This window comes from Streptomyces sp. NPDC048604 (assembly GCF_043199435.1).
Classification (GTDB): Bacteria; Actinomycetota; Actinomycetes; order Streptomycetales; family Streptomycetaceae; genus Streptomyces.
This window is the reverse complement of sequence record NZ_JBICVX010000023.1, coordinates 52,234-76,497: the sequence shown is the minus strand read 5'-3', so window position 1 is coordinate 76,497 and position 24,264 is coordinate 52,234. Positions and strand designations below refer to the sequence as shown.

Here is a 24,264-nt window from a genome sequence, read left to right as displayed (position 1 = left end):
TTTTTTGCCGAACCGATAGCCGGATCCCGCTGCACCGCTGACCGAACGGCCGGGCCCGGCACGGGGGATGAAAGTCTCAGAACGGGACGAGTGCGGCCAGGGCCGCGTCGAGGGTCCGGCGCAGACTCAGCGCGTCGGCGGCGACGGCGGAGACCAGGACGGCGGGGCCGGCGAGCGGGGCGACCACGGCGCCGTCGCCGAGCAGTTCGACCTCGGCCGGCTTGGCCTCGAACTCCGGTGCCACGACGAGAAGTTGCCCGACGGCCCGGCGGCCCGCGAGGACGGCGGGGCCGTCCCAGCCGCCGGGCGCGCCGGGCCCGTACGCCAGCTCCTGGTCGAGCAGCGGGCGGCCCGCGCGGGTGACGGTGAGCCGGGACGCGAGGGTGCCGGGTTCCTCGCCGTGCCGGCCGAGGATCTGCTCCTCGCGCAGTACCAGCCGTGCCCCGGCGGCGAGTTCGACCGTGGTGCGGGCGCGCAGGTCGGAGCCGCGGGCGGAGATGAGCGGCTCGGGGAGCCAGCGCAGGACCGCGTCCATTCCGGCGGACAGCCGCACGTCGTACCGGGCGGGCCCGGGGGTGCGGCCGGGCAGGGCGACGGTCGCGGCGGCGGCGTCCACGGTGAGGTGCGCGCCGTCCTCCGCCCGTGCCTCCAGGGCGAGTTCGTCGCCGCCGAGCGGTGCGCTCATCGCGCCGACGACGGTGACCCGGGTGGACGCGCCGGTGCTGCGGGTGCGGCGCAGGGCGAACGGGCCGGAGCTCTCCAGGACCGGCAGGGAGCCGTCGGCGGCGGCGACGATCCGTGCGGTGGCGCGCAGGCTCATGCGGTCCAGTCGGCGAGCCGGGCCCGCACCCAGGCGGCGACCGGCGCCACGCCGTCGGGGCCGGTGAGCGAGGTGAACGCGACGGGCAGCTCGCCGCGCTGCGCCTCGGCGTCGCGGGCCATCCGCTCCAGGTCGGAGCCCACGTACGGGGCGAGGTCGGTCTTGTTGACGACGAGCAGGTCGGCGGTGGTGACACCGGGGCCGCCCTTGCGCGGGATGTCGTCGCCGCCGGCCACGTCGATGACGAAGATCTGCGCGTCGACCAGGCCCTTGGAGAAGGTGGCGGTGAGGTTGTCCCCGCCGGACTCGACGAGGATCAGGTCGAGCGGGCCCACGCCCTGGGCGAGGACGGCGGCCTCCAGGTCCTCGACGGCCTCTAGGTTGGCGGAGATGTCGTCGCGGATCGCGGTGTGCGGGCAGGCCCCGGTCTCCACGGCCTGGATCCGCTCGGGCGGCAGAACGGCGTTGCGCAGCAGGAACTCGGCGTCCTCGCGGGTGTAGATGTCGTTGGTGACGACGGCGAGGGAGAGTTCGTCGCGCAGGGCCCGGCACAGGGCGGCGACGGTCGCGGTCTTGCCGGAGCCGACGGGCCCGCCGAGTCCGATGCGCAGGGCGCGGCGCGTCCCGTCCGGCCGGTGGGCGTCGGCGGACACGGCGCCGTGGTGGTCGTTTCCGTGGTCGAGGTGCATGGGGCGGCTCCGGTGGTTCTCAGGATGCGAAGAGGCGGACGGGCCAGGCGGCGTGCTGTTCCGCCGTGATGTCGAGCAGGGGCGCGGACGCGGCGGGCAGAGCGTGCAGGCCCTCCTGGGCCGCGGCCGCGGCGCGTTCGGCCACGCCGTCCATCTCGGGGGCGAGGCGGGCCAGGACGGCCGTGGCCTGGAAGGGATCCAGGCTCAGCAGCCGTACCGCGGCGGTGGCGGGCCCGCTGACGGTCTCGTACGCGACGCAGTACGCGGCGTCCTCGGGCCCGAGCCCGGCGGCACGGGCGGCGGTGCCCAGGACGACGGGCTGGTGCGCGCCGCGCGGGAACGCCTCGGCGAGCGCGTCGAGTTCGGGGCCGGGCCAGGCGGCCCGGGCGGCCCGCATCAGCTGGCGGCCGAGCTTGCGGGCCGCGGCGCGCAGGGCAGGCGACGGGGTGCGGGCGTCGGCGGCGGCGTCCAGCGCGTACGGGTCGAGGCCGAGCGCGGCCGCGGCGGCGAGGCCCGCCGAGGTGAGGCCGGTGGTGTGCAGCCGGCCCCGGCAGAACGCGGCGAGGTCGGCGGCGTCCCGGAGGCGGCCGGCCTTCACCGCGGCCTCGGCCCCGCCGGAGTGGGCGTGCCCGCCGGCGGGGAAGCGCCCGTCGGCGAGCACCAGGAGTGCGGAACGGCTGCTCATGGACCGGGCCTCAGAAGAGGAAGTACCGCTGGGCCATGGGCAGTTCGGCGGCCGGTGCGGGTTCGACCGCTTCCCCCTCGACGGTCACCGTGAAGGTGTCGGCGTCGACCTCGACCCGGGGCAGCGCGTCGTTCTCCCGCATGTCCGCCTTGGTGACCCGGCGGGTGCTGCCGATGGGCGCGAACGTCTTGGCCAGGCCGAGGCGTTCGGGCAGGTCGTCCTCGAGCGCGGCCGGGGCGACGAAGTTGACCGATCCGGCGGCGGCCGCCTTGCCGAGCGCACCGAACATCGGCCGGGGCAGCACCGGTTGCGGGGTGGGGATGGAGGCGTTGGCGTCGCCCATCTGCGCGTACGCGATCTGGCCGCCCTTGAGCACGGCGAGCGGCTTCACGCCGAAGAACGCCGGCTCCCACAGGACCAGATCGGCCAGCTTGCCCGGTTCGACGGAGCCGATGAGCTGGTCCATGCCCTGCGCGACGGCCGGGTTGATCGTGTACTTGGCGACATAGCGGCGGGCCCGCAGATTGTCGGCGCGGCCGTCGCCCGGCAGGGCGCCGCGCCGCCGCTTCATCACGTGCGCGGTCTGCCAGGTCCGCAGGATCACCTCGCCGATGCGGCCCATGGCCTGGGAGTCGGAGGAGATGATCGAGATCGCGCCGATGTCGTGCAGCACGTCCTCGGCGGCGATGGTGGAGGGCCGGATCCGGGACTCGGCGAAGGCGAGGTCCTCGGGCACGGCCGGGTTGAGGTGGTGACAGACCATCAGCATGTCGAGGTGCTCCTCGACGGTGTTGACGGTGTGCGGCCGGGTGGGGTTGGTCGAACTGGGCAGCACGTACGGCTCGGAGACCACGGTGATGATGTCCGGCGCGTGCCCGCCGCCCGCGCCCTCGGTGTGGTACGCGTGGAGGGTCCGGCCGGCGATGGCGGCGAGGGTGTCGCCGACGAACCCGGCCTCGTTCAGGGTGTCGGTGTGGATGGCGAGCTGCGCGCCGGTCTCGTCGCAGACGCCGAGACAGGCGTCGATGACGGCCGGGGTGGCGCCCCAGTCCTCGTGGATCTTGAACCCGACGGCGCCGCCGCGCAGTTGGGAGAGCATGGCCTCGCGGGACATGGTGTTGCCCTTGCCGAGCAGGCCGATGTTGACCGGGTACGTCTCCAGGGCCTCGAACATCCGGGCCAGGTGCCAGGGTCCGGGGGTGATCGTGGTGGCCTTGGTGCCCTCGGCGGGGCCGGTGCCGCCGCCGACGAGGGTGGTGACCCCGGTGGCGAGGGCCTGGTCGACGACGGTCGGCGAGATGAAGTGGACGTGCGCGTCGACGGCTCCGGCGGTGAGGATCCTGCCGTTGCCGGCGATGACCTCGGTCTCCGGGCCGATGACGAGCCCGGGGTGGACGCCGTCCATGGTGTCGGGGTTGCCGGCCTTGCCGAGCGCGGTGATCCGGCCGCCGCGGATGCCGACGTCGGCCTTGACGACACCCCAGTGGTCGAGGACGACCGCTCCGGTGATCACGGTGTCGGGGGCGCCCTCGGCGCGGGTCGTGCGGGACTGGCCCATGGACTCGCGGATGACCTTGCCGCCGCCGAAGACGGCCTCGTCACCGGCCCGGCCGGGACCGCCGCTGCGGTCCTCCTCGATCTCGATCAGCAGATCGGTGTCGGCGAGCCGGATGCGGTCGCCGGTGGTGGGCCCGAACAGGTCGGCGTACACGGCGCGGTGCAGCTCAGGCATCGAGCGGACCTCCGATCGCGCCGCGCAGCCCGGCGACGATCCGGCGGCCGGCCAGCGGGACCAGCTCGACCTCGACGGGGATGCCGGGCTCGAAGCGGACCGCGGTGCCGGCGGCGATGTTCAGGCGCAGGCCGTGCGCGGCCGGACGGTCGAACTCCAGGCCCGGGTTGGCCTCGGCGAAGTGGTAGTGGGAGCCGACCTGGACGGGCCGGTCGGCGGCGTTGAGGACGGTGAGCGTGGTGACCGGGCTGCCCTCGTTGAGGACCACCGGACCTTCACCCAGAAGGACTTCTCCGGGAATCACGGACGTCACCCCCTCAGATGATCGGCTCGTGGACGGTGACGAGCTTGGTGCCGTCCGGGAAGGTGGCCTCGACCTGGACGTCGTGGATCATCTCGGGGATGCCGGCCATCACCTCGTCACGGGTGAGCACCTTCCGCCCGGAGGCCATGAGTTCGGCGACGGTACGGCCGTCCCGGGCGCCCTCCAGGACATGCGCGGTGATCAGGGCGACGGCCTCGGGGTGGTTGAGCTTGACCCCGCGCGCCCGGCGCTTGCCGGCCACGTCGGCCGCGACATGAACGAGCAGGCGTTCCTGCTCATGGGGGCTGAGTTGCACGCTTCCACCTCACAGTCGTCCACCGGGCGGGCACCCGACAGCTGCGGACCCTACCGATCTTGAACCGTCCGTCGGACTGCGCGGACGGCCCGCACGGCCAGACATTGCACGTTAGGGCGGAAGTTTTTCCGGCGCGTTAACTGTCGCTTTGCGTCTCCATGGACATGAGCCCGCGCAGCCCGTCCTCCAGGACCTCGACGGCCGCGTCACCGAAGAGCGCCTGCTGGGCGATGAACCCCTGGGCGACGGCGATGAGGGTGCGGGCGACGTGGTCGGCGGGGACGTCCGCGCGCATCAGCCCGTTCTTCCGGTACGCCGCGACGAGGTCGCCCCAGGCGGCGCGCATGCCCTGGTACCCCTCCGCGAGCGTGGCGGCCAGCCACTCGTCGCGCAGCGTCTCCGTCCACACCTGGACGATCAGCCGCGCGAAGGCCTGCCGGTCCGCCCCGGGGATCCGCTCCTCCAGGAAGAGCCGCAGCACACCCCCGAGCAGGACGTCCGGCGTCGGCGGTGGAGTCGCCCGGGACGCCTCCTCGAAAGCGGCCCGGATGCCGGTGAACGCCTCCTGCGCGATGGCCGCGACGAGGGCCTCCTTGCCGCTGAAGTAGCGGTAGACCGCGCCGGCGGAGAGACCGACCTCGGTGAAGACGTCCTGCATGGACGTGGCGTGGAAGCCGTTGCGGGCGAAGCAGCGGGCGGCGCCGTCGAGGATCTGCCGGCGGCGGGCGTCGAGGTGCTCCTGGGATACGCGTGCCATGCCCGCAAAGTTAAAACGAACATTCCTTCTTGACAAGGAACAGACGCGGCGGGACAGTGACGACAAGAAAAACGAACGATCCTTCTCTTTGAATCGAGGGGTGCCATGTCCGTCACCGCCACCCGCCGCACGGTCGCGGTACTGGTCCTGATCCCGATCGTGGTGGCCCTGGCCCTGTGGGCCTTCGCCTGGCCGGCCGCCCGGACGGCCCCCCGCGAGCTGCCGCTCGGCGTGGCGGGCCCGGCGACCGCCACCGCGCCGCTGGAGCAGAACCTCGCCCGGCACGAAGGCGCCTTCGAGGTGCACCGCTACGCGGACGCCGACGCGGCCCGCAGCGCGATCGAGGACCGCGAGGTGTACGGCGCGGTCGTCGTCACCCCTCAGGGCCCCGAGCTGCTCACCGCCACGGCCGCGAGCCCGGCCGTCGCCCAGCTGTTGCGCGAGGCGGTCGCCGGGCAGCTGCCCGCGGGCGTCGAACCGAAGATCACCGACGTCGTGAAGACCCCGGCGGCCGATCCGCGCGGCGGTGTGTTCGCGTCGAGCCTGATGCCGCTGGCGATCGGCGGGGCGGCGGCCGGCGCGGTGGTCACCCTGCTCGGCCTGCGCGGACTGCGGGCCGGGGCGGCGCTGGTCGGCGCGGCGGTGCTCGCGGGAATCACCGGCGCGGCGCTCGCGCACAGTTGGCTCGGCGTCCTGACCGGCTCGTGGTGGGCGGAGGCCGGGGTACTGAGCCTGACCGTGCTGGCGATCGGCGCGGCGATGGCCGGCCTCGGGGCGCTCCTCGGGCCGCGGGGTCTGGGACTCGGCGGACTGCTGATGATCCTGATCGGCAACCCGTTCTCCGGCATCGCCTCCGCGCCGCAGCTCCTCCCTGAGCCGGCCGGGCTGCTCGGCCAGTGGCTCCCGCCGGGCGCGGCGGGCACCGCGCTGCGCTCGGTCGCCTACTTCGACGGCAACGGGGCCGGGAGCGCGCTGCTGGTGCTGGCCGCCTGGGCGACGGCGGGCCTGACCGGGGTGCTCGTGGCCCGGGGCGGCGCGGCCGCGACGGCGCAGAGCCCGGCCGCGGCACGGCCGGAGCCCGAGCTCGCGAGGTGAGCCGGCGGGCCGGACCACCGGCTCCCGGAGCGGCCGCGTGTCCCCGCTGTAGCGGACGGGGGCACGCGGCCTTCGTGTTGCGGCCTTCGTGTTGCGGCCTTCGTCAGGCGGCCTTCGTCAGGCCCCGGGTGCGCGGTGGCGGGCGGCGATGCCGAAGCGCCCCTGTTCACCGGGAGCGGACGCGACCGGCCGGACCGCGGCGACCGTACTGATCACCTGCTCCTCCGCGGGCTCCGCATCCGCTTCGAGTTTCTCCAGGTCAGCGGCCGAGACCAGGGCCACGAGGGGCTTTCCGTGGCGGGTCACGACGACGCGCTCGTTGCCGTAGACGACGCGGTTGATCAGGTCGGCGAGCTCTGCCCGCGCTTGCGTCACCGGAATCTCGTAAGCCATGCTCCTCATCTTACGACCTGTACGTCCTGTACATTTTTTACAAGGAGGGCCGCTCATGCTGAATCGCTACGTCCTGCCCGAGTTCACCGAGCGCACCAGCTACGGAAGCCGCACGCTCGACCCGTACTCCAAGCTCCTGGAGGAGCGGATCGTCTTCCTCGGCACGCCGATCGACGACACCTCCGCGAACGACGTGATCGCCCAGCTGCTGCACCTCGAGTACGCCGACCCCGACCGGGAGATCGCGCTCTACCTCAACTCGCCCGGCGGCTCGCCGAGCGCCATGGCCTCGATCTACGACACGATGCAGGTCATCACCTGCGAGGTCGCGACGACCTGTCTCGGCCAGGCCGTGTCCACCGCGGCCGTACTGCTCGCCGCCGGCGCGCCCGGCAAGCGGATGGCGCTGCCCGGGGCGCGGATCGTGCTCGAACAGCCGGGCACGGACGAGCCCCTGCAGGGGCAGCCGAGCGATCTGGCGATCCAGGCGGCCGAACTGCTGCGGCTGCGCGGGATGGTCGCCGGCATGCTGACCCGGCACACCGGGCAGAGCCGGGAGCGGATCGACGCCGACCTCGACCGTGTCTCGGTCTTCGACGCCCCGGCGGCCGTCGCGTACGGGCTGGTGGACCACGTGGTGCAGAACCGCGGCGCCGGGCCGAGGTGACCGGCGGTGGTCCCCGAACTGCCGCCGCTGCCCGCCCTCACCCGCGCCGAGGGTGAGTTGGTCGACGCGTACCTCGAAGTCGTGGACCAGCTCGGGAGAATCAATCCATCCAGGTCTTCGCATACCTATGGGGCCCTGAGGGCGGCTCAGGCCCTGGTGGGACGGGCCGTCGCCCTGCGGGACGCCCTGGAAGTCATGCATCGGCGCGGGGAGAGCGAGGTCCACGCGGCCACATTGGCGCGCGCCCTGCGGGTGTTGGACGGCGAGCGCCGCGCACACCGGGTCACCCTCGCCGACCCGTCCGTCAGTTGACAGTTCCGCATGTCGTGTCGAGGGCCAGTCGGTCGCAGAACCCCTCCCTCGATCGGCGTAGTCGACGAATCGACTTGTGGCGCGGGCAAGTTGCGCAACCGGTGTACGCATTTGGCGGAACCAACTATTCCGGTGCTGGTACGGGGCTCAGCCGCCAAACCTCCGCTGATCACAAAGACTGCCTGTCCACCCGAACGGATCAGTCGTGAGCAGCCTCACATAACGCCGTTTCAGCTCGGAAATCGGCACGAGCTGGGTCAAGATCCCTGTCGACGACAAGCCCCCGCCACCCCCGGCGGGGCGGTCCGGGCGGACGCCGAGTCCTGCCGCCGCTCCGGGCGTCTGGTCGACAGAGTGGATCGGCAGGAGTGGAGGACCCAGGCAGCACGGACCGGCCGTACGCACGACCACGGCAGGTCCTCGGGGTGAAGCCGCGCGACGCGGCCGGGCTTCTTCGGGCCCGAACCCGACAGGTCATCCTTCACAGGCGGCTGAACGAAGGGTTGCGCATGACTGCGCAGAAGCATGTCCCGTCCCTGCTCTCCCGGGCCGGCGCCGTCTCGGCGCTGACCGCGGCCGCCGTCGGCGGCACGCTCCTGGCCCCCGGGGCCACGCCAGAGGCCCGGGCCGCCGGCGCGTACGCGAGCACGGCGCTCGGCGTGGCGGCCTCCAAGAAGGGCGCCCCCTACAAGTACGGAGCCGCAGGTCCCCACCGCTTCGACTGCTCGGGGCTGACGCTGTACTCGTACAAGCGGGCCGGAAAGACGCTGCCCCGCACCGCGCAGCAGCAGTACAACAGGACCCGGCACATCTCCGCCTCCAGCCGGACCCGGGGCGACCTGGTCTTCTTCCACTCCGGCGGCCGGGTCTACCACGTCGGGATCTACGCCGGGAACGGGAGGATCTGGCACTCCCCCAAGACCGGCTCCTGGGTGAAGCTCGACCGGATCTGGACCTCGAAGGTCTGGTACGGCAGGGTCGGCTGACGCCCCGCCGCCCCGCCGCCCCGCCGCCCCGCCGCCCCGACGCTCTGGCGCCCCGCCGCCTCGGTGCTCAGTTCGGCGACGGCGCCGGGGCGGTCCAGGGGAGTTCGATCCAGACCGTCTTGCCGCCGTCGGCGGTGGGGCGGACGGAGAGCCGGCCGCCGCACTCGGCGGTCAGCCAGCGGATGATCACCATGCCGCGCCCGTTGTCCTGCTGGACGGCGGCGGGCAGGCGCTGGGGCCAGCGGGGATGGCTGTCGGTGACGCCGATGCGCAGCTGCTCATCACGTTCGAGGCGGACGTCGACGGTGAAGGTGGGCGACTGCCCGAAGGTGTGCTGGATGGCGTTGGTGGCCAGTTCGGAGACGATCAGACGGACGGTGTCGGAGGTCTCGGAACTCGCGTCGAGGCCCCAGCCGACGAGCACGTCGGCGACGTATCTGCGGGCAGTGGAGACCGAGGCCGGATCGCTCGGCAGAGTGACGGTTGCTTCCTGATGGTCTGCCATGGCGACGCTGTCCCTTTCCCACCGGGGCGCCCGGCCCCGGATTGCGCTTCGCGCCAGAGTGCCACCGTTACGGGGCACCTGGGGGGTGTTTCACCGGGATATGCGTAAATCTGTCGCTCGAAGCGGTGAACTCTGCGGCGCGCGAACGCATTTGGGAGGTTGACCTGCTGCCCTCCCTCGGAGGTCAGGCCTCCGGCGCCGTGCGCAGGATCGTGGCGACCGCCTCGTCGATCTGCGCGTCCGTGAGGTCGGCGCGGGCCGTGAGCCGCAGCCGCGAGATGCCGTCCGGCACCGACGGCGGCCGGAAGCAGCCGACGCCCAGGCCCTGTTCGCGGCAGTCCGCAGCCCAGCGCAGCGCCGCGTCCGGCGAGGGCGCGCGCACCGAGACCACCGCCGCGTCGGGGCGGGCCGAGGTCAGCCCCGACGCGGTGAGCCTGCCGTGCAGGGTGGCCGCGACGGTACGGGCCCGCTCCGCGAGCCCCGGTTCCGCGCGGATCAGCCGCAGGCTCGCGAGGGCGGCGCCTGCGGCGGCCGGGGCGAGTCCGGTGTCGAAGATGAACGTACGGGCCGCGTTGACCAGGTGCTCGATGACCCGGGCCGGGCCGAGGACCGCACCGCCCTGGCTGCCCAGCGACTTGGACAGGGTGAGCGTGGCGACGACGTCCGGGTCGCCGGCGAGCCCGGCCGCGTGCAGCGCGCCCCGGCCGCCCTCCCCCAGCACGCCGAAGCCGTGGGCGTCGTCCACGACCAGCGCCGCCGGCCCGTGGGCGCGGCAGGCGGCCGCGAGCTCGGCCAGCGGGGCCTTGTCGCCGTCCACCGAGAACACCGAGTCGGAGACGACCAGGGCCCGGCGGCCCGGGTGAGCGTCGAGGGTCTTGCGTACGGCCTCGGGGTCGGTGTGCGGGACGACCGCGGTCTCGGCCCGGGACAGCCGGCAGCCGTCGACGATGGAGGCGTGGTTGGCGGCGTCCGAGATGGTCAGCGAGCCGTGCGCGCCGAGCGCGGTGAGGGCGGCGAGGTTGGCGGTGTACCCGGAGGAGAAGACCAGGGCCGCCTCGAAGCCGCAGAACTCGGCGAGCTCCTGCTCCAGCCGGGTGTGCAGCCGGGTCGTCCCGGTCACCAGGCGCGAGCCGGTGGAGCCGCCGCCCCAGCGCAGCGCGGCCTCGGCGGCCGCCTGCGTGACCTCGGGGCGGTGGGTCAGGCCCAGGTAGTCGTTGCTCGCGAGGTCCAGGACGTCCGGTTCGGCGGCGCGGGGCCGCAGTGTCCGGACGAGTCCGGCGTCCGCGCGGCGGCGGGCCTCGGCGTCGGTCCAGTCGAACGCGAGTCGGCGCGGGTCCACGGCCTGGGACATGGCGGATCCTTTTGTAGGCAGCGGACAGACCCTAACCGGCGGACGCCGAGGTCGGGGTGTGGCCATGCACACACCTCGAACGGGCCCGTTTGTTCGGATCCTCCTTGGCCGAGAGGCGTGCCATAAGCCAGGATCAGCCCTTATGGACCTGCTGAACACGCTGGTGGAGAAGGGGCTGCGGCGCGAGCTGCCGACCCGTGAAGAAGCGCTCGCCGTGCTGGCGACCTCCGACGACGAACTGCTCGATGTGGTGGCCGCTGCCGGCAAGGTGCGCCGTCAGTGGTTCGGCCGCCGGGTCAAGCTCAACTACCTGGTCAACCTGAAGTCCGGACTGTGCCCGGAGGACTGCTCGTACTGTTCGCAGCGCCTCGGCTCGAAGGCCGAGATCCTCAAGTACACCTGGCTGAAGCCGGACGAGGCGTCCCAGGCGGCCGCCGCCGGTGTCGCGGGCGGCGCGAAGCGGGTCTGTCTGGTGGCCAGCGGCCGCGGTCCGACGGACCGGGACGTGGAGCGCGTCGGCCGGACGATCGAGGCGATCAAGGAGCAGAACGAGGGCGTCGAGGTCTGCGCCTGCCTCGGTCTGCTCTCGGACGGCCAGGCGGAGCGGCTGCGCGAGGCCGGCGCCGACGCGTACAACCACAACCTGAACACGTCCGAGGCGACGTACGGGGCCATCACCAAGACCCACACGTACGCGGACCGCGTGGACACCGTGCAGAAGGCGCACGCGGCCGGCCTGTCGGCCTGCTCGGGCCTGATCGCGGGCATGGGCGAGAGCGACGAGGACCTCGTCGACGTCGTGTACGCGCTCCGCGACCTGGACTCGGACTCGGTGCCGGTCAACTTCCTCATCCCGTTCGAGGGCACCCCGCTCGCGAAGGAGTGGAACCTGACCCCGCAGCGCTGCCTGCGGATCCTCGCGATGGTGCGGTTCGTCTGCCCCGACGTGGAGGTCCGGATCGCGGGCGGCCGCGAGGTGCACCTGCGGTCGATGCAGCCGCTGGCGCTGAACATCGCCAACTCGATCTTCCTCGGCGACTACCTGACCAGTGAGGGCCAGGCCGGCCAGGCCGACCTCGACATGATCGCCGACGCCGGTTTCGAGGTGGAGGGCGCCGGTACGACGACGCTGCCCGCGCACCGCGCCGACGCGCTCGCCGCGGCGGGCGGCGGCTGCGGTTCCACGGCGGCCGCGGGCGGCTGCGGCTCCTCCGCCGATGCCGGCGCGGACGTGGCGGCCGGGGCGTGCGGCGGGCACGCGGGCGGCGGCTGCGGTCCGTGCGGCGGGCACGCGGCGGAGGCCGAGCCGGTCGCCGCGGCGGCCGAGGACGCCAACCCGGCCCGTACCGACCTGGTGGCCGTGCGCCGCCGCGGCGCGGGCACGGACCTGGCCCCGAATGCGTAACGACGAACTGCTCGCCCTGGACCGGGCGCACGTCTGGCACCCGTACGGCCCCATGCCGGGCCGTACGGATCCGCTGGTCGTCGCGTCCGCGTCCGGGGTGCGGCTGCGGCTCGCCGAACCGGCCCAGGGGCGGGACGAGCTGATCGACGGCATGTCCTCCTGGTGGTCGGCGATCCACGGCTACAACCACCCGGTGCTCAACGAGGCGGCGCGCGGTCAGCTCGACCGGATGAGCCATGTGATGTTCGGCGGGCTCACCCACGAGCCCGCGGTCCGTCTCGCGGCGAAGCTGGTCGAGATCACCCCCGAGCCGCTGCAGCATGTCTTCCTCAGCGACTCCGGCTCGGTGTCCGTCGAGGTCGCCGCCAAGATGTGCCTGCAGTACTGGCGCTCGGTGGGCCGGCCGGCCAAGCAGCGGCTGCTGACCTGGCGCGGCGGCTACCACGGGGACACGTGGACGCCGATGTCGGTGTGCGACCCCGAGGGCGGCATGCACGAGCTCTGGTCCGGGGTGCTGCCCGTGCAGGTGTTCGTCGACGCGCCGCCGGCGGCGTACGAGGAGTCGTACGCGGAGGAACTGCGCACGGCGATCGCGCGGCACGCGGACGAGCTCGCCGCGGTGATCGTGGAGCCGGTGGTGCAGGGCGCCGGCGGGATGCGGTTCCACGCGCCGGAGTACCTGCGGGTGCTGCGCGAGGCCTGCGACGAACACGGCGTACTGCTGGTGTTCGACGAGATCGCGACCGGTTTCGGCCGCACGGGCACGCTGTTCGCGGCGGACGCGGCCGGTGTCGCGCCGGACGTGATGTGCGTGGGCAAGGCACTGACCGGCGGCTATCTGTCGATGGCGGCGACGCTGTGCACCGCGGAGGTGGCCGACGGGATCTCCCGCGGCTCGGTGCCGGTGCTGGCCCACGGTCCGACGTTCATGGGCAACCCGCTCGCCTCGGCGGTGGCCTGCGCCTCGATCGACCTGCTCCTGTCGCAGGACTGGCAGACCGAGGTCAAACGCATCGAGGCGGGCCTGCGCGAGGGCCTCGCGGCGGCGCGGACCCTGCCGGGCGTCCGGGACGTCCGCGTCCTCGGTGCGATCGGCGTCGTCCAGCTCGACCACGACGTCGACATGGCGGCGGCGACCGCGGCGGCGGTGCGGGAGGGCGTGTGGCTGCGCCCCTTCCGCGACCTGATCTACACGATGCCGCCGTTCGTCACGAGCGACGCGGACGTGGCCCGCATCGCGAACGCGGTCTGCGCGGCGGCGCAGGCGGGCTGACGGGGCGCTGCCCCGCCCGTTGTGGGCAATCGTTCTTCCCCCAGACTTCGTCCGGGAGGTGCCCCAGGCGGAACGGGTGGGCACAACGGACGGCACCTTCGCGGGTGCCTCCGCTTCCCGCACCTAGGCCCGCCCCCTGCACCTCAGCATCGAAAGGACTCGAGCACCCATGAGCGTCATCGTCGTCACGGGAACGGGCACGGAGATCGGCAAAACGATCGTCACCGCCGCGCTCGCCGCGGTCGCGACCGCACAGGGCCGCACGGTCGCCGTCCTGAAGCCCGCCCAGACCGGCCTCGCGCCGGACGAGCGAGGCGACGCGCAGGAAGCCGCGCACCTCTCCGGCGCGGCGACGGCCGCCGAACTCGCCCGTTTCCCCGAGCCCTTGGCCCCTGCCACCTCCGCGCGGCGCGCGGGCCTGGCCCCCGTCACCCCGGCGGAGACCGCTGACGCGGCGCGCAAGCTGTCCGAGGAGCACGACCTCGTACTGGTCGAGGGCGCGGGCGGTCTCCTCGTCCGCTTCGACGAGGACGGCGGGACGCTCGCCGACGTCGCCGGCCTCCTCTCCGCACCGGTGCTCGTCGTGGTCCCCGCCGGCCTCGGCACCCTCAACTCGACGGCGCTCACGGCGGAGGCGCTGCGCGCCCGGGGCCTCGACCAGCTCGGTGTGGTCGTCGGCAGCTGGCCGGGCGAGCCGGATCTGGCGGCCCGCTGCAACCTGGCGGACCTCCCGGAATCCGCCGGCGCGCCGCTGCTCGGCGCGGTCCCGCACGGCGCGGGCGCGCTCCCGCCGGAGGAGTTCCGCGCAATGGCGGCGAGCTGGCTCGCCCCGCCGCTCGGCGGCGCGTGGGACGCGGCGGCGTTCGCGCGTTCCGTAGGCTGACGGACATGAGAGCGAAGGTCAGCGAGCTCGTCGTCGACTGCGCGGACCCGGCGGCGCTTGTGCGGTTCTGGGCGGAGCTGCTCGGCGGCGCGCCGGTGGACCGCAGTCCCGGCTGGTCGTACGTCGAACCGCCCGGGTTCGTACGGCTCGCCTTCCAGCAGGTCCCGGAGGGCAAGGCGGCGAAGAACCGCCTCCATCTGGACCTGGAGGCGGGCCCGGTCGGCGCGGCCGCCGACGCGGCGGAGCGGCTCGGCGCGGTCCGCGTGGGCGGGCTGGTGACGGACGAGCAGGGCGAGTTCCAGGTGATGCGGGACCCAGAGGGCAACGAGTTCTGCTTCGTGGACTGATCCGCGGGGGAGAATGGGCGTATCCGCCCGAGGAGGTCCGTCATGTCACCGAACCCCCCGAAGGTTCCGAAGGACGCCGTGCACCACCCGCTGTTCGCCCGTTTCTACGCCCGTTTCAGTGTCCAGGCGGATCTGAAGGGCGGGGTGGCGGAGCACCGTGAGGCGCTGCTGTCCGGCCTGTCGGGCCGGGTGATCGAGATCGGCGCGGGGAACGGGCTGAACTTCGCGCACTACCCGGGCACGGTCTCGGAGGTGGTGGCGATCGAACCGGAGCGCCATCTGCGGCAGTTGGCCACGGAGGCCGCGCTGCGGGCGGGCGTCCCGGTGGACGTGGCGCCGGGGGCGGCGGAGGCGCTGCCGGTGAAGAGCGAGGCGTTCGACGCGGCGGTGGCGTCCCTGGTGCTGTGCACGGTGCGGGACGTGCCGCGGGCGCTGCAGGAGCTGTTCCGGGTGCTGCGTCCGGGCGGCGAGCTGCGGTTCTTCGAGCACGGCCGGGCGCCGGGGCGGGCGATGGCGGGGGTGCAGCGGGGCCTGGACCTGACGGTGTGGCCGCTGCTGTTCGGCGGCTGTCACACGGCGCGGGAGCCGGTGCGGGCGATCGAGGCGGCGGGCTTCGAGGACGTGTCGTACCGCAGTCTGCTGATCCCGGAGAAGGGCCCGCGGATGCCGTCGTCGTACTGCGTCCTGGGCTCGGCGCGCCGGCCGCGGGTGTGACGGCGGCGGACCGGCTCAGCGGGTCCAGCCGCGCAGTTCGTCGGCGATGGCCCGTACGTCCCCCTTGCCGTCCTTGACGAGCCGGGCCAGGTCCCTGACCTGTTCGGGCGAGGTGACGACCTTGAGTCCGCAGGCGACGAGATAGCCGTAGGCGACGGCGGAGGCGTACATGGCGTTGGAGTGTTCCAGGGCCGGTACGTGCAGCAGGAGTTGGAGCAGCGCGGCGGCGCGGGCGTGCGGGTCGGAGTAGACGGACACGCCGAAGATCTCGGCCTCGTGGCGCGCGACGGCGGCGATGAGCGCGCCCCAGTCGGTCACCTGCGGATCCCCCGGGGTCCGGTGCTCGGCGACCATGAGCAGCCAGGACAGGTCGATGGAGACGGTCATGCGGCGCGGCCGGGGTGCTCCTGCCCGAACTCCTCGGCGAACACGGTCTCGTACTCGCGCATGAAGTCGGCGGCGGCCTCGACGAAGGCCCGTCCGACCTCTCCGGCGTCCTGCTGCACGAGTTCCTCGATGTACCGGTTGACGCTCACCCCGCGCTGCTGGGCCCGCCGCCGGGCCACTTCCGCAGTGGTCTCGTCCACGCGTACGTTCAGCTGTGTCTTGGCCACATCGTCAAGCTAGCGCCGCCGCGCTAGCACCGGCAAGAGGAGGGGCTGTCCGAACCGTGGAAACCTCTCGCCCGGCCGGGACCGGCTCTGCTTGGCTCAGCGCATGGACGATCATGTGCGCATCCGCCCGGCCCGCCCCGACGACATCGACGCCGTCCTGGTGTTCTGGCGGGAGGCCGCCGAGGGGACCAGCATCACCGACGACCGGGACGGGGTGGAGCGCCTCGTGGCGCGGGACCCCGAGGCGCTGATCCTCGCGGAGCGGGGCGGCACGCTGGTGGGGAGCGTGATCGCCGGGTACGACGGGTGGCGCTGCCACCTGTACCGGCTTGCGGTCCATCCGGAGCACCGCCGGCAGGGCGTCGGCGGGGCACTGCTCGCGGCGGCGGAGGAGCGGTTCGTACGGCTCGGGGGACGGCGGGCGGACGCGATGGTGCTCGACCGGAACGAGCTGGGGCAGCGGGCGTGGCGGGCCGCCGCGTACGGGCCGCAGGAGCAGTGGACCCGCTGGGTCAAGCCGCTGGCCGGGCGGGACGGCGTGACGCCGTCCGGGACACGGCCTGAACACGACCCTGCTTTGCCTGTCCTTTACCATGGTCTTTTCCCCGGCCCGGGCGCAGCTGTGTCCGGGTGACGTACGACCGAAAGGTGTGAGCGTCCGCCCATGGGCGAGCCTCCCAGTAGCAGACATCGAGCGAACCCCCTCCCGCTGCCCGATCATGGGACGGAGGTGAACCGATGACCGAAGTGCTCCTGCTCCTGGTGGCGGTGCTGCTCTCCGTGGCGTGCGGCGCCTTCGTCGCGGCGGAGTTCTCGCTGACCACCGTCGAGCGCCCCGAACTCGAGCGCGCCGCGGAGCGCGGCGAGCGGGGCGCGGCCGGCGCGCTGCGGGCCGTACGGTCCCTCACCTTTCAGCTCTCCGGTGCGCAGCTCGGCATCACCGTGACCAACCTGGTCGTCGGCATGCTGGCCGAGCCGTCGATCGCCGCGCTGCTGCGCGGGCCGTTCGAGGCGATGGGCCTGTCCGCGTCGGCGGCCTCGTCGGTGGCGCTGGTCGTCGGCACGGCCCTGTCGACCGTGGTCCTGATGGTCGTCGGCGAGCTGGTCCCCAAGAACTGGGCGATCTCCTCGCCGCTGGCCGTGGCGAAGGTGGTGGGCACCCCGCAGCGGGTGTTCTCCGCCGCCTTCAAGCCGCTGATCACCCACCTGAACAACACCGCGAACCGGATCCTGCTCCGGCTCGGCCTGGAGCCGACCGAGGAGCTGGCCTCCGCCCGCTCCCCGCAGGAACTCGTGGCGCTGGCCCGGCACTCGGCGAAGGAGGGCGCCCTCGAGGCGGACACCGCCGAGCTGTTCGTCCGCACCCTGAACCTGGCGGAGCTGAACGCCGAGAACGTGATGACACCGCGCGTCCAGGTCACCGCCCTCGACGTGCAGGCCACGGCCGAGGACGTCGCCAACGCGACCCGCGCCACCGGCCTGTCCCGGTTCCCGGTCTACCGCGGCAACCTCGACACGGTGGTCGGCATCGCCCACATCAAGGACGTGCTCGCCATACCGGCCGACGAGCGGCGCCGCCGCGGCGTCGGCGACATCGTGCGCGAGCCGCTGCTGGTGCCGGAGACGCTGACCGTGGACCGGCTGCTCGACCGGCTGTCGGGGAAGCGGACGATGGCCGTGGTCATCGACGAGTACGGCGGCACGGCCGGAGTGGTGACCCTGGAGGACATCGTCGAGGAGGTCGTCGGCGAGGTCCGCGACGAGCACGACCCGCACGAGACCCCGGACCTGGCCCGGGCGGGCGTCGACGAGAGCGGGCACGAGCTGTGGTCCGCCGACGGCGCGGCCCGCACGGACCAGCTGGAGGCCATCGGCATGCGCGTGCCGGACGGCCCGTACGAGACGCTGGCCGGCGTGCTGGCGACGTTGCTCGGCCGGATTCCCGAGGTCGGCGACAGCGTCGAGCTGGTGGGCTGGCGGCTGGACGTCGTGGACGCCTCCGGCCGGCGCGCGGCGCGGGTGCTGATGCACGCGCCGACGTCCGGTGACGGCACGGACGAGTCCCGGAGGGCGGGCCGATGATCGCGATCCAGTTGCTGGTCGGCCTGCTGACGCTGGTCGTGAACGCGTTCTTCGTGGGCGCGGAGTTCGCGCTGATCTCCGTGCGCCGCAGCCAGATCGAACCGCTGGCGGACGCCGGGGACCGGCGGGCGCGCAGCGTCATGTGGGGTCTGGAGCACGTCTCGGCGCTGCTCGCGGCGGCGCAGCTCGGCATCACGCTGTGCACCCTGGTGCTCGGCATCGTCGCCGAGCCGGCCATCGCGCACCTGCTGGAGCCGCTGTTCGACGCGCTCGGCGTGCCGCACGGCCTGGTGCACCCGATCTCGTTCGTGATCGCGCTGACGGTGGCGACGTACCTGCACATGCTGCTCGGCGAGATGGTGCCGAAGAACATCGCGCTGGCCGAGCCGGCGCGTACGGCGCTCGCCCTCGGCCCGCCGCTGGTGACGCTGGCCCGGGCGCTGCGCCCGGTGATCTTCACGATCAACGCCTTCGCCAACGGCCTCCTGAAGCTGTTGCGGGTGGAGCCGAAGGGCGAGGTCTCGGCCACGTTCTCGGACGACGAGCTGGCGCGGATGGTCACCGACGCCGGGCACGCGGGGCTGCTCGACGACCGTGCCGCCGAGCGGCTGCACGACGCACTGGAGCTGGGCCGCCGCCCGGTCCGGGACGTGGTGATGCCGGTGGAGCGCGTCGTGTACGCGCGGGCCGGCACCACGCCGGAGGAGCTGGAGGCCCTGTCGGCCGAGTCGGGCTTCTCCCGCTTCCCGGTGGTGGACCCGGGCCGGAAGATCCTCGGCTACCTGCACGTGAAGGACGCGCTGGACATCACCCCGCGCGACCTGCCGTTCCCGGTGTCCGCGCTGCGGCCGATCGCCCGGGTCCGGGCGGCGACGCCGCTGGACGACGTGCTGACCGCGATGCGGCGCAGCCGGACGCACCTGGCGGCGGTCCTGGACGAGGACGGCAAGCTGGCCGGCCTCGTCACGATGGAGGACGTGCTGCGGGAGCTGGTGGGCCGGCCGCTGGCGCCGTAGCTCAGAGAGCGGTGCGCTCAGAGGGCGGTGGGCTCAGAGGGCGGTGGCGTCCCGCCACGCGTCGAGGAGCCCGCGGTCGCCGGTGACGGCGAGCCGCGGGTTCCCGGCCTCGTACCGCCCGTGGACGTACAGCAGCAGGTCGGCGACGCCGCCGCGCACGGTCGCGGTGGCGTCGTCGTCCACCGTGCGCCGCCAGACGAACCCGCCCCCGCCGAGGGTGACACTCCACACGGCGCCGGTGTCGGCGGACTCCAGGCGGAGCACCTCGCCGTCGCGCCCGAGCCCGGCGACGGGCTCGGCGACCCACGGGAGGTACGCGGCGTTCGTCAGGAAGTGGTCGATGCCGTCGGCCGCGTCGGAGGGCTCGACCGGACCGACTCCCCCGCCCAGCGCCAGTTCGGCGTCGGCGAGGTGGACCAGCAGCTCGGTGAGGAGGTGGCGGGAGTAGTACCTCACGTGGGGGTCGCCGCCGGGCGACCAGACCCCGGTGTCCGGGTCGGCGTTCCGGAGGACGTTCAGGCACGCGCCGGCGGAGTCCGCCAGCCAGTCGGGGTACGCGGTCGGGGCCTCCGGCAGGTCCAGGGGCAGGTCGGCGGCCAGGACGCGCGTGGCGGACCGGGTGCCGACGATGTGCCCGGCCCAGCGGTGCACGGCGCCGACGTGCCGGGTCAGGTCGGCGAGGGTCCAACCGGGGCAGGTGGGGACGGGGGTGGCGGGGTCGGCGTCCCGTACGGCCGCGACGAAGCGGCGGCCGAGGTCCGCGACGGCGTCGCACTGCCCGTCGTGCAGGTCCACGGTGAGGCCGAAGCCCTCGGAGACGTTCAGGAGTGATTCACGCCACGGTCCGGGCTCCTGGCGGAGCGCGGCCTCGCGGAAGAGCCGGTCGAGGGACCGCCGGTCGGCCTCGGAGAGCCTGCCGAGGACGTAGCCGGTGCTCTCCAGCCACTTGACCGCGATGTCCTGGTCGAGCATCTCGTCGTCGTCACAGGTGTCGATCATCGTCACCAGTTCCGCCAGCGCCTCCGCCAGCGCGCTCTGCAGCGCCTCGCTCATGGGTCTTCCCCTCCCGGACTCCCGCGGCTCCGCGCGCCCCATACCGCACGGTATGATCGCTCCGCCATGGAGATCAATGCTCAATACAACAGTCTCGTCGCCCTGGGCGACAGTTTCACCGAGGGTATGTCCGACCGGTTGCCGGACGGGACGTACCGCGGCTGGGCCGACCTCCTGGCCGCCCGCCTGGCGACGCGTACCCCGGAATTCCGCTATGCGAACCTCGCCGTGCGCGGAAAGCTGATCGGGCAGATCGTCGACGAGCAGGTCGACGTGGCCGCCGCGATGAAGGCGGACGTGGTGACGCTGGTCGGCGGGCTCAACGACACCCTGCGGCCGAAGTGCGACATGGGCCGGGTGCGCGGACTGCTCACCGAGGCGGTCGAGAAGCTGGCCCCGGCCTGCGGGCAGCTGGTGCTGATGCGCAGCCCCGGCCGGAACGGGCCGGTCATGGAACGCTTCCGGCCGCGCATGGAGGAACTGTTCGTGCACGTCGACGAGCTCGCCGCCCGGCACGGCGCGCTCGTGGTCGACCTGTACGGCGCGCCGGTCCTGGGCGACCAGCGGATGTGGGACGTCGACCGGCTGCACCTGACCGACGAGGGCCACCGGCGGGTGGCCGAGGCCGTGTGGCAGACCCTGGGCCTGCCGGCCGAACACGACTGGCGCACCGAGCTGCCGCCGGCCGTACGGCCGGGCTGGGCGGCCCGGCGGGCCGCAGACGCGCGCTTCGCCCGGGAGCACCTCGGCCCCTGGGTGATGCGGCGGCTCACCGGCCGGTCCTCCGGCGACGGCCTCCCGGCCAAGCGCCCGGAGCTGCTGCCGTACGAGGCGCCGACGGCGTAGCGCGGCCAGGGTCCGGCCGACGGACGTGACGGGCGTCTCGTAGCAAGCTCCCAACCGGGCCATGGCGCTGGCCTGCAGAAACCGCCAGTAGAATCTGGTCACGTGACTGCCAAGCCTCGCATCCCCAACGTTCTGGCCGGCCGCTACGCCTCCGCGGAGCTCGCCGTCCTGTGGTCCCCCGAGCACAAGGTGAAGCTGGAGCGCCGGCTCTGGCTCGCCGTGCTGCGCGCCCAGAAGGACCTCGGGATCGAGGTGCCGGACGAGGCCCTCGCCGACTACGAGCGCGTCCTCGACCAGGTCGACCTCGGCTCGATCGCCGAGCGCGAGAAGGTCACCCGGCACGACGTGAAGGCCCGCATCGAGGAGTTCAACGCCCTCGCCGGCCACGAGCACGTCCACAAGGGCATGACCTCGCGCGACCTCACCGAGAACGTCGAGCAGCTGCAGATCCGGCTCTCCCTGGAGCTGATGCGGGACCGCACCGTCGCCGTCCTGGCGCGGCTCGGCAAGCTGTCCGGCGAGTACGCGGAGCTGGTCATGGCCGGCCGCTCGCACAACGTCGCCGCCCAGGCCACCACCCTAGGCAAGCGCTTCGCCACCGCCGCGGACGAGCTGCTCGTCGCGTACGGCCGCCTGGAGGACCTCCTCGGCCGCTACCCGCTGCGCGGCATCAAGGGCCCGGTCGGCACCGCGCAGGACATGCTGGACCTGCTCGGCGGCGATGCGGACAAGCTGGCGGACCTGGAGCAGCGGATCGCCGGTCACCTCGGCTTCGCGCACGCCTTCACCTCGGTCGGCCAGGTCTACCCGCGCTCGCTCGACTACGACGTGGTCAGCGCGCTGGTGCAGCTGGCGGCCGCGCCGTCCTCGGTCGCGAAGACCATCCGGCTGATGGCCGGTCACGAGCTGGTGACCGAGGGCTTCAAGCCCGGCCAGGTCGGCTCGTCCGCGATGCCGCACAAGATGAACACCCGCTCCTGCGAGCGCGTCAACGGCCTGATGGTCATCCTGCGCGGCTACGCGTCGATGACCGGTGAGCTGGCCGGCGACCAGTGGAACGAGGGCGACGTGTCCTGCTCGGTGGTCCGCCGGGTGGCGCTGCCGGACGCCTTCTTCGCGCTCGACGGTCTGCTGGAGACCTTCCTCACCGTGCTCGACGAGTTCGGCGCGTTCCCGGCCGTCGTCGCCCGCGAGCTCGACCGCTACCTGCCGTTCCTCGCCACGACCAAGGTCCTCATGGGCGCGGTGCGTGCCGGCGTCGGCCGCGAGGTCGCCCACGAGGCCATCAAGGAGAACGCCGTCGCCTCCGCCCTCGCCATGCGCGAGCAGGGCGCCGAGCGCAACGAGCTGCTCGACAAGCTGGCCGCCGACGAGCGCATCCCGCTGGACCGGGCGCAGCTCGACGCGCTGATGGCGGACAAGCTGTCCTTCACCGGCGCGGCCGCGGGCCAGGTGGCCGCGGTGGTCGCCCGGATCGAGGACCTCGTCAAGCAGCACCCGGAGGCCGCGGGCTACACCCCGGGCGCCATCCTCTGACCCGGTCACCCCGGCGGAGCTGAGAAGGCCGCTCGCGCATCGCGTCGTCCCGACGTGGTGGCGGGCGGCCTTAACGTGTCAGGGCGGATCGACCGTGGTGACCAGCAGGAGCAGTTCGAAGGGCAGCTCGTCGTCCCACTGGGAGATCCCGAGCCCTATCCAGCGGTCCCCCGCCCGCCACAGGTAGAGGTCGGGCGTGTGGTTGCTGACGGCGTGCCACGGCTCGGGTATGTCCTCGCCGTCCATGGCCCGCGACAGCACGGAGAAGAGCGAGACGTGCTGGTGCGCGCCCCAGCGCGAGGCGAGCAGCTCGCCCAGCGCGTCGCGTTCCGCCTCGTACTGCTCTTCCACCTCTAAGCGGCGGGTGCCGTCGTCCTCCCAGAAGTCCTCGCTGCGGGCGAGCGCGACGACGTGGAAGCCGGGGCCGCTGTCGCACGGCCCGGATCTGGCCGGCGTCTCGGGAAAGGGGCGGAGACAGAGCCGGTCGATCGTCGCGAGATGGCCTGCGCTGGTCATGGATCAAGTAAAGCGAAGCCCACTGACAGTCTGCCGCCGGCCGAGGGTCCGTCAGACGCGCACTCGCCTCGCCGTCCTGGAGAACCATTGAGTACCATCCGGCAGACACGCGCTGCGAGCTGGGAGGACACACTGTGGGGCGGCTGACCGGCGGGGACCCGTCGCTGCTGCGGCGGATCAATTCCGCAGTGGTGCTCCATGCGCTGCGCGGATCCGGCGCGCTGACGCTCACCGACCTCACCCGGGTCACCGGCCTGTCCCGGCCGACCGTCGAGGGCGTGACCGAGGGGCTGATGGCGACCGGTCTGGTCGTCGAGGCCGCGCCGGAGGAACGCGAGACGCGGCGGCAGGGCCGGCCGGCCCGGAGGTTCCGCTTCCGCGCCGAGGCCGGGCATCTGCTGGGCGTCGAGATCGGCCCGCACCGGGTCGCGGCGCTGCTGTCCGGGCTCGACGGCCGGATCATGATGGCCGGTTCACGTGAGGTGTCCGAGACCGCGTCGGCGGACGAGCGTCTGGAGCGGGTGCGCGCGGTGGTCGCGGACGTGCTGCGGCGGGCCGGGGTGCCGCGGAGCAATCTGCGCGCGGTCGGCGTCGGCACGCCCGGGATCGTCGAGGCGGACGGCACGGTCCGGCTGGGCACCGCGCTGCCGGGCTGGACGGGTCTGGCGCTGGGCGAGCGGCTGCGCCGCTCGTTCCGCTGCCCGGTGCTGGTGGAGAACGACGCCAACGCGGCGGCCGTCGCCGAGCACTGGAAGGGCGCCGCGACGGACTCGGACGACATCGTGTTCGTGCTCGCGGGTCTGAGCCCGGGCGCGGGCTCGCTGATCGGCGGGCGGCTGCACCGCGGTTACGGCGGCGCGGCCGGCGAGATCGGGGCGCTGCATCTGCTCGGCCGCGAGGCCACCCCGGAGACGCTACTGTCCACGACGGACGAGCCGCTGCACCCGCTCGACGAGCAGGCGGTGGCCGAGGTGTTCGCCCTGGCGCGGAGCGGGGACGCCCGGTCGCAGGCGGCGGTGGACCGGTTCATCCAGCGGCTCGTCCATGATGTGGCGGCGCTGGTCCTCGCGCTGGACCCGGAGTTGGTGGTGGTCGGCGGCTGGGCGGCCGGTCTGGACGGGGTGCTGCAGCCGCTGCGCGAGGAGCTTGCCCGGTTCTGTCTGCGACCGCCGAGGGTGGCGCTGTCCCTGCTGGGCGAGGCGGCGGTCGGGACGGGCGCGCTGCGCCTCGCGCTGGACCACGTCGAGGAGCAGTTGTTCGCCGTGGACGGGGCGGCGACGTCCCGGCGTTGAGCGGGACCCACGCGAACGGCCCCGGCGTTCGGTGAACGCCGGGGCCGTTTCGTGTAGTCGAAGCCGTTGGGGCCG

The 24,264-nt window shown here is 73.3% G+C and carries 28 protein-coding genes, 1 pseudogene and 1 riboswitch; of the genes and pseudogenes, 15 read left to right on the top strand and 14 right to left on the bottom strand.

Features of this window, described 5'->3' with window-relative positions; translation table 11 throughout:
• Positions 1 to 76: 76 nt before the first annotated feature.
• The 7 genes from ACGFMM_RS33475 to ACGFMM_RS33445 form a co-directional block, all read right to left on the bottom strand.
• Positions 77 to 820, bottom strand: coding sequence for an urease accessory protein UreD (locus ACGFMM_RS33475; RefSeq protein ID WP_393650260.1), 744 nt, complete (start codon positions 818 to 820; stop codon positions 77 to 79).
• A complete protein-coding gene (gene ureG, locus ACGFMM_RS33470) occupies positions 817 to 1,509 on the bottom strand; it encodes an urease accessory protein UreG (RefSeq protein WP_393650259.1) in 693 nt (230 codons plus the stop codon). The genes ACGFMM_RS33475 and ureG overlap by 4 nt, the downstream gene beginning before the upstream one ends.
• A gap of 19 nt (positions 1,510 to 1,528) precedes the next feature.
• Positions 1,529 to 2,194, bottom strand: coding sequence for an urease accessory protein UreF (locus tag ACGFMM_RS33465; RefSeq protein WP_393650258.1), 666 nt, complete (start codon positions 2,192 to 2,194; stop codon positions 1,529 to 1,531).
• A 10-nt stretch (positions 2,195 to 2,204) separates the two neighbouring features.
• Complete coding sequence (locus tag ACGFMM_RS33460) at positions 2,205 to 3,926, bottom strand: urease subunit alpha (RefSeq protein WP_393650257.1); 1,722 nt, start codon at positions 3,924 to 3,926, stop codon at positions 2,205 to 2,207.
• On the bottom strand, positions 3,919 to 4,230 hold the full coding sequence (locus tag ACGFMM_RS33455) for an urease subunit beta (RefSeq protein WP_393650278.1): 312 nt from the start codon (positions 4,228 to 4,230) through the stop codon (positions 3,919 to 3,921). Before ACGFMM_RS33455 ends, ACGFMM_RS33460 begins: the two co-directional genes overlap by 8 nt.
• Positions 4,231 to 4,243: 13 nt before the next feature.
• Positions 4,244 to 4,546, bottom strand: a complete 303-nt coding sequence (locus tag ACGFMM_RS33450; RefSeq protein WP_393650256.1) for an urease subunit gamma — start codon at positions 4,544 to 4,546, stop codon at positions 4,244 to 4,246.
• A 136-nt stretch (positions 4,547 to 4,682) separates the two neighbouring features.
• The gene (locus ACGFMM_RS33445) at positions 4,683 to 5,303 is read right to left on the bottom strand and encodes a TetR/AcrR family transcriptional regulator (RefSeq protein WP_393650255.1); all 621 of its coding nucleotides are present in this window, start codon (positions 5,301 to 5,303) and stop codon (positions 4,683 to 4,685) included.
• A gap of 105 nt (positions 5,304 to 5,408) precedes the next feature.
• On the opposite strand from ACGFMM_RS33445, the gene ACGFMM_RS33440 reads away from it, so the two are divergent.
• Entirely contained in the window at positions 5,409 to 6,398 is a 990-nt protein-coding gene (locus ACGFMM_RS33440; protein WP_393650254.1) for an ABC transporter permease, read from the top strand.
• A 117-nt stretch (positions 6,399 to 6,515) separates the two neighbouring features.
• Here the strand turns inward: ACGFMM_RS33440 and ACGFMM_RS33435 are convergent, their stop codons facing one another.
• Positions 6,516 to 6,791, bottom strand: coding sequence for a type II toxin-antitoxin system Phd/YefM family antitoxin (locus tag ACGFMM_RS33435; RefSeq protein WP_393650253.1), 276 nt, complete (start codon positions 6,789 to 6,791; stop codon positions 6,516 to 6,518).
• 55 nt (positions 6,792 to 6,846) lie between these two features.
• Here ACGFMM_RS33435 and ACGFMM_RS33430 point away from each other — a divergent pair, with 55 nt between their 5' ends.
• The 3 genes from ACGFMM_RS33430 to ACGFMM_RS33420 all read left to right on the top strand — a co-directional run bounded on the left by ACGFMM_RS33430 (position 6,847) and on the right by ACGFMM_RS33420 (position 8,756).
• A complete protein-coding gene (locus tag ACGFMM_RS33430; protein ID WP_393650252.1) occupies positions 6,847 to 7,458 on the top strand; it encodes a ClpP family protease in 612 nt (203 codons plus the stop codon).
• 6 nt (positions 7,459 to 7,464) lie between these two features.
• Positions 7,465 to 7,770 (top strand): hypothetical protein, encoded by a 306-nt coding sequence (locus ACGFMM_RS33425; protein WP_393650251.1) that lies wholly within the window; start codon positions 7,465 to 7,467, stop codon positions 7,768 to 7,770.
• A gap of 304 nt (positions 7,771 to 8,074) precedes the next feature.
• A riboswitch (cyclic di-AMP (ydaO/yuaA leader) is annotated at positions 8,075 to 8,275 on the top strand.
• A gap of 4 nt (positions 8,276 to 8,279) precedes the next feature.
• Positions 8,280 to 8,756 (top strand): C40 family peptidase, encoded by a 477-nt coding sequence (locus tag ACGFMM_RS33420; protein ID WP_393650250.1) that lies wholly within the window; start codon positions 8,280 to 8,282, stop codon positions 8,754 to 8,756.
• A 67-nt stretch (positions 8,757 to 8,823) separates the two neighbouring features.
• Here the strand turns inward: ACGFMM_RS33420 and ACGFMM_RS33415 are convergent, their stop codons facing one another.
• On the bottom strand, positions 8,824 to 9,261 hold the full coding sequence (locus ACGFMM_RS33415; RefSeq protein WP_393650249.1) for an ATP-binding protein: 438 nt from the start codon (positions 9,259 to 9,261) through the stop codon (positions 8,824 to 8,826).
• 184 nt (positions 9,262 to 9,445) lie between these two features.
• Complete coding sequence (locus tag ACGFMM_RS33410; RefSeq protein ID WP_393650248.1) at positions 9,446 to 10,612, bottom strand: 8-amino-7-oxononanoate synthase; 1,167 nt, start codon at positions 10,610 to 10,612, stop codon at positions 9,446 to 9,448.
• Between the two features lie 142 nt (positions 10,613 to 10,754).
• Between ACGFMM_RS33410 and bioB the strand changes: the two genes are divergently transcribed.
• The 5 genes from bioB (at position 10,755) to ACGFMM_RS33385 (ending at position 15,234) form a co-directional block, all read left to right on the top strand.
• Positions 10,755 to 12,017 carry a biotin synthase BioB gene (bioB, locus tag ACGFMM_RS33405; RefSeq protein WP_393650247.1) on the top strand — a complete coding sequence of 421 codons (1,263 nt, stop codon included), beginning with the start codon at positions 10,755 to 10,757 and terminating at the stop codon, positions 12,015 to 12,017.
• The gene (locus ACGFMM_RS33400) at positions 12,010 to 13,290 is read left to right on the top strand and encodes an adenosylmethionine--8-amino-7-oxononanoate transaminase (protein WP_393650246.1); all 1,281 of its coding nucleotides are present in this window, start codon (positions 12,010 to 12,012) and stop codon (positions 13,288 to 13,290) included. The genes bioB and ACGFMM_RS33400 overlap by 8 nt, the downstream gene beginning before the upstream one ends.
• A gap of 169 nt (positions 13,291 to 13,459) precedes the next feature.
• A complete protein-coding gene (gene bioD / locus ACGFMM_RS33395; RefSeq protein WP_393650245.1) occupies positions 13,460 to 14,173 on the top strand; it encodes a dethiobiotin synthase in 714 nt (237 codons plus the stop codon).
• Positions 14,174 to 14,178: 5 nt separating this feature from the next.
• Complete coding sequence (locus ACGFMM_RS33390; RefSeq protein WP_393650244.1) at positions 14,179 to 14,520, top strand: VOC family protein; 342 nt, start codon at positions 14,179 to 14,181, stop codon at positions 14,518 to 14,520.
• Positions 14,521 to 14,562: 42 nt separating this feature from the next.
• Positions 14,563 to 15,234: a class I SAM-dependent methyltransferase gene (locus ACGFMM_RS33385; RefSeq protein WP_393650243.1), complete on the top strand. Its 672-nt coding sequence runs from the start codon at positions 14,563 to 14,565 to the stop codon at positions 15,232 to 15,234.
• Positions 15,235 to 15,249: 15 nt separating this feature from the next.
• On the opposite strand, the gene ACGFMM_RS33380 is transcribed toward ACGFMM_RS33385, so the two are convergent.
• On the bottom strand, positions 15,250 to 15,621 hold the full coding sequence (locus ACGFMM_RS33380) for a fic family toxin-antitoxin system, toxin component (RefSeq protein WP_393650242.1): 372 nt from the start codon (positions 15,619 to 15,621) through the stop codon (positions 15,250 to 15,252).
• Positions 15,618 to 15,848: an antitoxin gene (locus tag ACGFMM_RS33375; protein ID WP_393650241.1), complete on the bottom strand. Its 231-nt coding sequence runs from the start codon at positions 15,846 to 15,848 to the stop codon at positions 15,618 to 15,620. The genes ACGFMM_RS33380 and ACGFMM_RS33375 overlap by 4 nt, the downstream gene beginning before the upstream one ends.
• 103 nt (positions 15,849 to 15,951) lie before the next feature.
• On the opposite strand from ACGFMM_RS33375, the pseudogene ACGFMM_RS33370 reads away from it, so the two are divergent.
• From ACGFMM_RS33370 to ACGFMM_RS33360, 3 genes and pseudogenes are all read left to right on the top strand, one after another.
• Positions 15,952 to 16,377, top strand: a pseudogene (locus ACGFMM_RS33370) (GNAT family N-acetyltransferase); the annotation flags it as partial.
• A gap of 209 nt (positions 16,378 to 16,586) precedes the next feature.
• Positions 16,587 to 17,930, top strand: a complete 1,344-nt coding sequence (locus ACGFMM_RS33365; protein WP_393650240.1) for a hemolysin family protein — start codon at positions 16,587 to 16,589, stop codon at positions 17,928 to 17,930.
• Positions 17,927 to 18,946, top strand: coding sequence for a hemolysin family protein (locus ACGFMM_RS33360; protein ID WP_393650239.1), 1,020 nt, complete (start codon positions 17,927 to 17,929; stop codon positions 18,944 to 18,946). Before ACGFMM_RS33365 ends, ACGFMM_RS33360 begins: the two co-directional genes overlap by 4 nt.
• A gap of 33 nt (positions 18,947 to 18,979) precedes the next feature.
• Here the strand turns inward: ACGFMM_RS33360 and ACGFMM_RS33355 are convergent, their stop codons facing one another.
• Positions 18,980 to 19,999, bottom strand: coding sequence for a maleylpyruvate isomerase family mycothiol-dependent enzyme (locus ACGFMM_RS33355; protein ID WP_393650238.1), 1,020 nt, complete (start codon positions 19,997 to 19,999; stop codon positions 18,980 to 18,982).
• Between the two features lie 66 nt (positions 20,000 to 20,065).
• On the opposite strand from ACGFMM_RS33355, the gene ACGFMM_RS33350 reads away from it, so the two are divergent.
• Both ACGFMM_RS33350 and purB read left to right on the top strand, forming a co-directional pair.
• Complete coding sequence (locus ACGFMM_RS33350) at positions 20,066 to 20,845, top strand: SGNH/GDSL hydrolase family protein (protein ID WP_393650237.1); 780 nt, start codon at positions 20,066 to 20,068, stop codon at positions 20,843 to 20,845.
• A 102-nt stretch (positions 20,846 to 20,947) separates the two neighbouring features.
• Positions 20,948 to 22,381 (top strand): adenylosuccinate lyase, encoded by a 1,434-nt coding sequence (gene purB, locus ACGFMM_RS33345; RefSeq protein ID WP_393650236.1) that lies wholly within the window; start codon positions 20,948 to 20,950, stop codon positions 22,379 to 22,381.
• A gap of 78 nt (positions 22,382 to 22,459) precedes the next feature.
• Here the strand turns inward: purB and ACGFMM_RS33340 are convergent, their stop codons facing one another.
• Entirely contained in the window at positions 22,460 to 22,897 is a 438-nt protein-coding gene (locus ACGFMM_RS33340) for a hypothetical protein (protein ID WP_393650235.1), read from the bottom strand.
• 134 nt (positions 22,898 to 23,031) lie between these two features.
• Here ACGFMM_RS33340 and ACGFMM_RS33335 point away from each other — a divergent pair, with 134 nt between their 5' ends.
• A complete protein-coding gene (locus ACGFMM_RS33335; protein WP_393650234.1) occupies positions 23,032 to 24,189 on the top strand; it encodes an ROK family protein in 1,158 nt (385 codons plus the stop codon).
• Positions 24,190 to 24,264 lie beyond the last annotated feature (75 nt).